This window comes from Faecousia intestinalis (assembly GCF_040096185.1).
Taxonomy (GTDB): domain Bacteria; phylum Bacillota; class Clostridia; order Oscillospirales; family Oscillospiraceae; genus JAZOXB01.
Window position 1 is genome coordinate 1 of record NZ_JBBMFF010000097.1, and the last position, 8501, is coordinate 8501.

Consider the following 8501-nt stretch of genomic DNA (forward strand, 5'->3'; position numbering starts at 1 on the left):
CGCAACTGCCTTCCCGAGATTGCCACGTCGCTTCGCTCCTCGCAATGACAATTCGGGGGCTGGTGCCATTTTAACGGCAGCCTGTCCGTATCGGCGGTTTTGAGCCGGGCCTGGCTGTCCCCGCCCCTACATATTTTACAACAAATTTTACAGCAAATAGTGCTCCAGTTCACGGAGAAAGCGGCTGAGGTTTTCGCAGTCCGGCTCATAATACAGGCTCGTGCCGCGGCGCGTGGCCGTGAGAAGCCCCTCGTTGCACAGCAGGTTCATGTGGTGCGAGATCGTGGCCGGGGCGAGGGACAGCTTTTCGGCGATATCCTGCCCGTTGCACGGGCCGTCCTTCACGGCGCGCAGGATCTCCAGGCGGCTCTTGTCGCCGATGGACTTCAGCCGCCGGACAAGCGAGGCCGACTGGTCGGAATATTTCACGATCAGCTCGCCGAGCTGGGTGTAGTACACGCCGTAATACAGCGTTTCCGCCGCAAAGTCCCACTGCACGCCGTGGAACGCCATCATCGACGGCACGACGGTCAGACGCTCCGGGCGCTGCGGCAGGCTCAGGTTGACGAACAGAGCCACGGGATCGTCGCCGATCTTGGCCTTTGCGTCCTTCATTGCGCTGCGGCAAAGCGACGCGGCCGTGTCCGGCACATGCTCGAGGAACAGGGCCGTCGCCTTGCGCAGGATGATGTCCAGCTCCTCCATATATTCATCAATGGAATAGAACAGCGCTGTGCAGATCCACTTCACATCCTCAGTCGCCGGGCTTTGCAGCAGGAAGCGGATGAGAGCGTCGAAGCTGTCGATCCCTGCAAGGTCCTCCGTCTCCAGCCCGAGCACGCGGGCCAGCACGCGCTTGAGCGCGCCGAGCTTTTCGGCCTCCGGCAGGCTGCCGTAGTGCGGGCGGCTGTGCAGCACGGCATAGAGCGGCCGGGCCAGCGCCGAGGTCGTGCCGCCGCGCGAGGAAAAGAAAAAGCGCAGCTGCTCCTCGCTGACCTGCAGATTGGAGACGACGTAGTTTTCCAGATCGATGAGCGGCTGCAGCATGGCCTCCAGCTCAAACATCGGGATATTGTACTTCCCGGAGAGATAATCGCGCAGGGCGGGAATGCTGTGCGGGGCATCCTCCCCGGCCTGATAACGGCGCTCCAGCAGATAGATGCACTCCATCTCCGGATTGAGGCGCTCAAAATATTGGATCTGCAAGTCAGAAGTCCTCCTGAAGGTGGTCTTTCGATTTCTATCGTAATTCATGCATATTGTATCCCGGATGAGCGGAAAAGTCAAGCACTGGATTCGGACAGATATCGAAGTTCGACGAAATATCTCGTGCAAAATGTAGAATTTATCGGGAAAAATCACAACAGATGTGCACGATACGCGGACAAATGCGGAAGAATGAAAGGCAGAACTATATAAATTCTGAGCGAAATCAATTATTATCTTGAAAATATGCAGAATATAGAGCATAATTCTTGGAATAATTTAAATTCTAATATCTATCGAATTTTGATAAGATGAATATAGAATTTCTATTGATTTTCTTTGAGCGACGTGGTAGAATACCGCCAAGGCAGAAAGTTAGCACTGCCATCTATCGAAATGAAAGGAAGAAGGACCATGAAAATGAAACGGTTTCTGGCGATTCTGTTGGTTCTGGCAATGTGCCTGACAACGCTCGGCGTTGTTCCGGCCATGGCCGTCGAACCCGCGGCCGAAGAGAGCGACGATGCGATCTCCGCCCGCTGGACCGATAAGAATTCCCTGTCCCCCGCGGATCAGGAGATCACCCCGCATGAGGTCGAGGGTGAGATCCCGTCTGCGGACGGAGTTGATCTCTCGAACGACGAAAACGCTCTCAAGGCCTCCGACATCGTTACGGTGATCGTGGAGCTGGAGAGCGAGCCTCTGGCAGACGCAGCCATGGGAGAACTCGACACGTTTATCAGCTCTCCCGCCTGTCTGCAGCTCGAGCAGGATCTCCTGAACGAGCAGGCTTCCGTCCGTGCCGAGATCGAGGCACTGACCGGCAAGACCGAGACCGCTTCCGTCAATGGCGCAAGCGACCTCACCTATTCCTATACGACCGTCCTGAACGGCTTCTCCATGAAGCTCCCCTACGGCAAGCTCGACGAGGTCCGCTCGCTGAACGGCGTCAAGAACGTCTGGGTCGCCGAGCAGTACAGCCTGCCCGAGGACCTCAGTGCCGATGACGACACGATCTCCATGAACAGCTCCACCGGCATGGTCGGCTCGACCGAGGCCAATGCCATGGGCTATGACGGCACCGGCACCATCGTCGCCATCCTTGACACCGGCTTCATGAAGGCGCACGAGGCTTTCTCCGTCATGCCGACGAATACGAAGTATTCCAAGGACGACATCGCCTCCCTGCTGCAGAGCCAGTCTCTTGCAAGCAAGGTGACGGATGCCGATTCCGTGTACATCAATGAAAAGGCCCCCTACGGCTATGACTACGCGAACGGCGATGCCGATGCCGAGGCCGTTGGCCAGGCGCACGGCGTCCACGTTGCAGGCACCGTCGCGGGCAACAACGGCAAGGACTTCCACGGCGTGGCCCCGAATGCCCAGCTGATGATCATGAAGATCTTCGGCGACAACTCCGGCTCCACCTCCGACGATATCATCCTCGCGGGCATTGACGATGCCGTCAAGCTCGGCGCGGACTCCATCAACATGTCCCTCGGCTCTCCCGCCGGCTTTACGGATTATGGCGATGAAAACGAGAGCGTGGAAGAGCACCTGACGTACTACGGCGTTTATACCCGTGCCGAGAAGGCCGGCGTCAACGTCCTGGTCGCAGCAGGCAACGAGACTGCCTCGACGATGTATGTGACGGCCCACAGCAACCTGACGTATGCCGAGTATCCGGATAACGGCATCGTTGCGTCGCCCTCCACGGTCGCGGCCAGCCTGTCGGTCGCCTCTGTGGATAACGTGAAGTTTACCTCTACCTATCTGATGCTGGGCGAGGAAAAGATCCCCTATAACAATGCGGTGGATAACGCAACCTCCAACCCCTATGATATCCTCGAGACCATGGACGGCAAGACGCTTGAGTACGTTATGGTTCCCGGCCTCGGCGAGGAGAAGGACTTTGAGGGTCTCGACCTGACCGGCAAGATCGCGGTCGTGCAGCGCGGCACCCTGAACTTCGGCACGAAGGCGGAGAACGCCTCCAAGGCCGGTGCAGTCGCGTGCATTATCTACGACAACGTCAGCGGCTCCCTGCTGAACGCCGCTCTGGAGACGTATTTCATCCCGACCATCACCATTACGAAGGCTTCCGGCGAAAAGCTGGCTGCGGCTGCCGAGAAGAAGGTCTCCTTCTCCAAGGAGTACTACGGCCTTGTGGACAACCCCGTTGGCGGCGGCGTCAGCTCGTTCTCCAGCAAGGGCCCGGCTCCGGACCTGAGCATCAAGCCCGAAATTTCCGCCCCCGGCGGCGGCATCCGTTCCTCCGTCCTCGGTGCGGCCGATGCCTATGAGGTCTACTCCGGCACCTCCATGGCCACGCCGCACATGGCCGGTGAAGCGGCCCTGCTGCGTCAGTACCTGAACAAGAATTATCCGAACATCACGGGCGAAGATCTGGGCGACCTTGTCAACAGCCTGCTCATGAGCACTGCTTCCCCCTCCAGGGAGCCGGACGGCACCTATTACCCGGTCCGCCGCCAGGGCGCAGGCGTTGCCAACATCGCAAACGCCATCGAGTCCGGCGCATACCTCTCCGTCGAGGGCAGCAAGCGCCCGAAGGCTGAGGTCGGCTCCAGCAAGGACGGCGTCTATACCTACACCGCGACCGTCCACAATATGACGGGCGAGGCCAAGTCCTACACCGTCGACACCACGGCCATGATCGAGACGATCAAGGTCATCAACGGCGAGAGCTTTGCCTCCAACTCCAACCGCGACCTGACGGCCGATGAAGTGACCATCACCTATACCGGCCTGACCGCGGACAACAAGATCACCGCCCCCGCCAACGGCGAGGCGACCTTCTCCGTGAAGCTCGAGCTGACCGCCGCCGGCAAGAAGGCCTACAACGACAACTTCCCGAACGGCTCCTATGTCGAGGGCTTCACCTTCCTGACCGCCGACGAGGGCGTTAGCCTGAGCCTTCCGATCCTCGGCTTCTATGGCGACTGGAACAGCCTGCAGGTCTTCCAGGGAACCTATGATGAAGGCTCCGCGAACGTTACCTATTCCGTTCTGGCCGATGTCAACGCCTCCCTGAGCGGCAACTACGTCGGCGTGAACAACCGCACGGATACCTTCGCACGCCGCTGGATGGGTTTCGGCCCGGCGCGCGGTGGCCGTATGCTGCTGCATCTGTCCAGCCTCCTGCGAAATTCCGAGGCCTATCAGATCACGGTCAAGAACGCCAAGGGCGAGACCATGTGGGATTCCGGCGACCTCGGTGCTGTCCGCAAGACCTACATCACCGTTACGCAGACCGGCTATCAGGCCACGGCCACGCTGGTCCAGCAGGGCTGGAACGGCCGCCTGCCCGGCGCGGACGGCAGCTATAATGCCGGCGACTGGGCGCCCGAGGGTGAGTATACCTTCTCCGTCCGCGGCCGCGGCGTCGGCTCTGACGTGGACGACTATCAGAGCTACACCTTCTATGTCGATAACACGAAACCGGAGCTGAAGAGTGCCGAGCTGTACGAGGACGAGAACGGCGACCTGAAGCTGGCCCTGACCGTCTCCGACAACAAGTATCTCCAGTTCCTCTGGGTCATCGATTCCGCACAGCAGTTCTTCTATCTGGAAGCCGCCGAGGAATTCAAGGACATGAAGGAAGGCGAGACCGTCCGTGTCGTCCTCGATGCCTCCGATCTGGTCCAGCAGCTGTCCCTGAAGGCCGCCAACCCCGGCCGCGTCGGCATCATGCTCGGCGACTGCGCGAACAATACCTCCACGACCTTCATCGATATCGGCCCGCAGGGCATGGAGATCGAGCCTGCCGAGATCGCCGTCGGCGAGACGAAGCAGCTGAGCTACAAGGTCTATCCCGCCTCCATGCAGGATACTGCCTTCACCTGGACCTCCTCCGATGAGTCCGTGGCCACCGTCAACGAAAAGGGTGAGGTCACGGGCGTGTCCGACGGCACCGTCTGCATCACCGCCACCGCCTTCTCCCGCCTGTCCTCCTACTGCATGGTCACGGTCGGTCAGGGCGTTTCCACGGAGCGGAACTTCGGCGAGTGCGGGAATCCCGGCGAGATCTTCACGACCGAGGACGGCCTGTGGTGGAGAGTTTCCGGCCCGGACACCGTCGTGCTCCTGCCGGAGAATAACAAGACCCAGAACTACAGCGGCTCCTATTCCTCCATGGCCGAGATCGTCGTTCCGGCGGCCGTCAGCTATGCGGGCAAGACCTACCGCGTGACGGCAATCGCCGCCGAGGCCTTCTACTTCAACTCCAAGACCACCTCCATCACCCTGCCCGAGGGCCTGGAGACCATCGGCAATGCGGCGTTCTTCTTTGCAAGCGGCCTGACCAGCCTGAACCTGCCTGACAGCATCAGGTCCATCGGTGCGATGGCGCTCAACGGTGTTTCCAAGGCGCCGCTGACCATCCCGGCCTCCGTTGAATTTATCGGCGACTCCGCCTTCAGCGGCTCCGGCGTGGTGGACGGCGATCTCCCGGAGGGGCTGACCTACCTCGGCGATAAGGCCTTCTCAAATTGCACGGGCCTGACGAGCATCACCCTGCCCTCCACGGTGGAGACCTACGGCCCCAACATCTTCTATGGCTGCTCCAATGTCACCTATGTCGAGCTGCCGCAGAACATGGAAAAGATCCCGAACGGCCTGCTCTGGAGCTGCACCAGCCTGAAGCGTATCTACATCCCGTCCTCTGTCAGGGAAATCGGAAACGCTGCCTTCTACAGCTCCGGCATCGAGAAGCTGAACCTGCCGGACGGCCTGCAGGAGATCGAGCCGTGGGCCTTCTGCTCCACGAAGCTCAAGGAAATCATCATTCCGGATTCCGTCGGGACCATTGGATTCCGTGCCTTTATCTACTGCGACGGCGTGGAGAACTGCGTGGTCGGCTCCGGCGTGAAGGAGATCGGTCAGGACGCCTTCTACTTCTGGAACAACAAGTTTGAGGATCAGACCGGTGTCATGCACGCTAAGACCACCGAGCAGGCCAAGCTCCTGCGCTACTCCGGCTATGGTCACGAGATCCTGATCAACGGCGCGCCCTACACCTCCTACTTCGGCGGTCAGTTCGCCGTGGACGGCATCAGCTATATGCCCACCTCCGACACCACCGTCCGTGTCACTGCCATCAGCGACGACGCCAAGACCGAGACCTTCTCCATCCCGGCCACCGTTACCAACGAGGGCGACGGCCGCACCTATGCCGTCACCGAGCTGGCGGACCGCCTCCTGTTCCAGAACCAGTCGGTTCTGACCATGCTGGATCTGCCCGATACCATCGAGAAGACCGGCGACCGCACCTTTGACCAGATGTTCAATGTCCGTACCTTCGGCAAGCTGCCCGCCAACCTGAAGTCCGTCGGCTATCAGTCCTTCGGCTACCTTGGCTGGGAGATGCGGCTGGAGCAGCAGGGCCTGATCCCGGCCTGGCAGACCGACGTACTGGACATCCCCGGCAGCATCGAATTCATGGACCAGTGCGCCTTTGCGGGCAACCGTTATAAGACCATCAACGTCGGCGAGGGCATCACCTACCTGAGCTACTACTCCCTGTACGGCAACAAGGAGGCCAAGGAGATCAATCTGCCCAGCACCCTGAAGCGGGTCGAGGAAAGTGCACTCTATGACTGCAGGAATGCAAAGATCAACCTGCCGGACAGCCTGGAGTACATCGGCAAGTCCGCCTTCGCGGGCGATCTGGACGGCGAGACCATCCATCTGCCGGAGAACCTGCAGTATCTCGGCGATACGGCCTTCGGCACGCAGATGTACACCGCGGACTACAGCTCCAAGTATTGGGTCGGCCCGACCACCATTTATCTGAACGGCTCCCTCAGCAACATCGGCGCCCGTGTCTTCCGCCCGGATGCCAAGGTCATCGCCGTGCTGAACAGCCAGCGCAACAAGGTCGCGCGCTTCACCGATCTGAATGAGCTGCCCACCGTCATCTGGGACGGCAAGACCGACATCGGCTACAACGACGGCTCCTGCATCCCCGAGGGCGTGACCGTCACCCTGCGCGGCAATGTTACCATCGACGGCAAGCTCTGCATCGAGGGCAAGCTCATTGTCCCGCACGGTGCCAAGCTCACCATCACGAAGGACGCAGTCATCCTCGGCGAGGACAACATCGTCTATGAGGGCTGCAAGCACGAGCATGTCAAGGAGAACATCGTTCCCGCTACCTGCACCGAGGACGGCAGCAAGACCGTCGTCTGTGAGGACTGCGGCGAGACCCTCTCCACCGAGGTCATCCCGGCCAAGGGCCACAGCTTCGGCGACTGGACCGTCACGAAGGAGGCCACCTGCTTCGAGGACGGCGAAGAGACCCGCACCTGCTCCGTCTGCCAGGCAGTCGAGACGCGTCCGATCTTCGCGAACTCCGACAACTGCCCGTCCAAGGCCTTCAGCGACCTTGACGCAAAGGCATGGTATCATGAGGGCGTGGACTACGCCCTGACGAACGGCCTCATGAACGGCGTCGGCGGCGGCAAGTTCGAGCCGGACGGCCAGCTGACCCGCGCACAGCTCGTCACCGTGCTCTACCGCGCAGCGGGCGAGCCCGACACCGGCAAGCAGGTCAATCCGTTCACCGATGTGGCGGACGACGCCTGGTACACGAAGGCCGTCATCTGGGCCGCGAACAACGGCATCGTCAACGGCGTCGCCAAGAATGTCTTCGCCCCGGATGCCAGCATCACCCGCGAGCAGATTGCCACCATGCTCTACCGCTACGCCGGTGCGGAGGCTGCCAAGGAAGATAAGCTCTCCGCCTTCCCGGATGCCGCCAAGACGTCCGACTGGGCGAAGGAAGCCCTGAACTGGGCAGTCGCCAGCGGCCTCATCAACGGTGTCGCCGATGCCAACGGCACGGCCAGCCTCGAGCCGCAGGCTACCGCGACCCGCGCACAGATCGCCACGATCCTCATGCGCTGGCTCGAAAAGTAAGCAGAATCCCACCGCAGGTCTTCCATCCTTCCTCCCTGCGGGTATAAAAGCCATGGCCGGGGCGCAAGCCCCGGCCATTTGGCGTCTTAGTATAGGCATTGTAGGGGAGGGGCATGCCCCTCCCGGCGCTGCACTCGCAGCCCGTACCGGCCGCCGCTAAAACGGCACCGGCTCCCGAATTGTCATTGCGAGGAGGCCGCAGGCCGACGTGGCAATCTCGGGAAGGCACCGCCGTCCCGTACCGGCCGCCGTTAAAATGGCAAACGCCAAAGTATGGGGTGCAGCGGCGCTCACTGCGCAGCCGTTGGCGGCTTTGCCGCCTTACGGATGCGGCGTCCCCTTTACGGGGGTTGAGCGCC

At 60.7% G+C, this 8501-nt stretch carries 2 protein-coding genes; one reads left to right on the forward strand and one right to left on the reverse strand.

Going from position 1 to position 8501, the window contains the following annotated elements; all coding sequences use genetic code 11:
• Positions 1-147 precede the first annotated feature (147 nt).
• A complete protein-coding gene (locus WMO66_RS01720) occupies positions 148-1206 on the reverse strand; it encodes an ArsR/SmtB family transcription factor (protein WP_349134686.1) in 1059 nt (352 codons plus the stop codon).
• Between the two features lie 414 nt (positions 1207-1620).
• Here WMO66_RS01720 and WMO66_RS01725 point away from each other — a divergent pair, with 414 nt between their 5' ends.
• Positions 1621-8142 (forward strand): leucine-rich repeat protein, encoded by a 6522-nt coding sequence (locus WMO66_RS01725; protein WP_349134687.1) that lies wholly within the window; start codon positions 1621-1623, stop codon positions 8140-8142.
• The last annotated feature ends 359 nt before the right edge of the window (positions 8143-8501 follow it).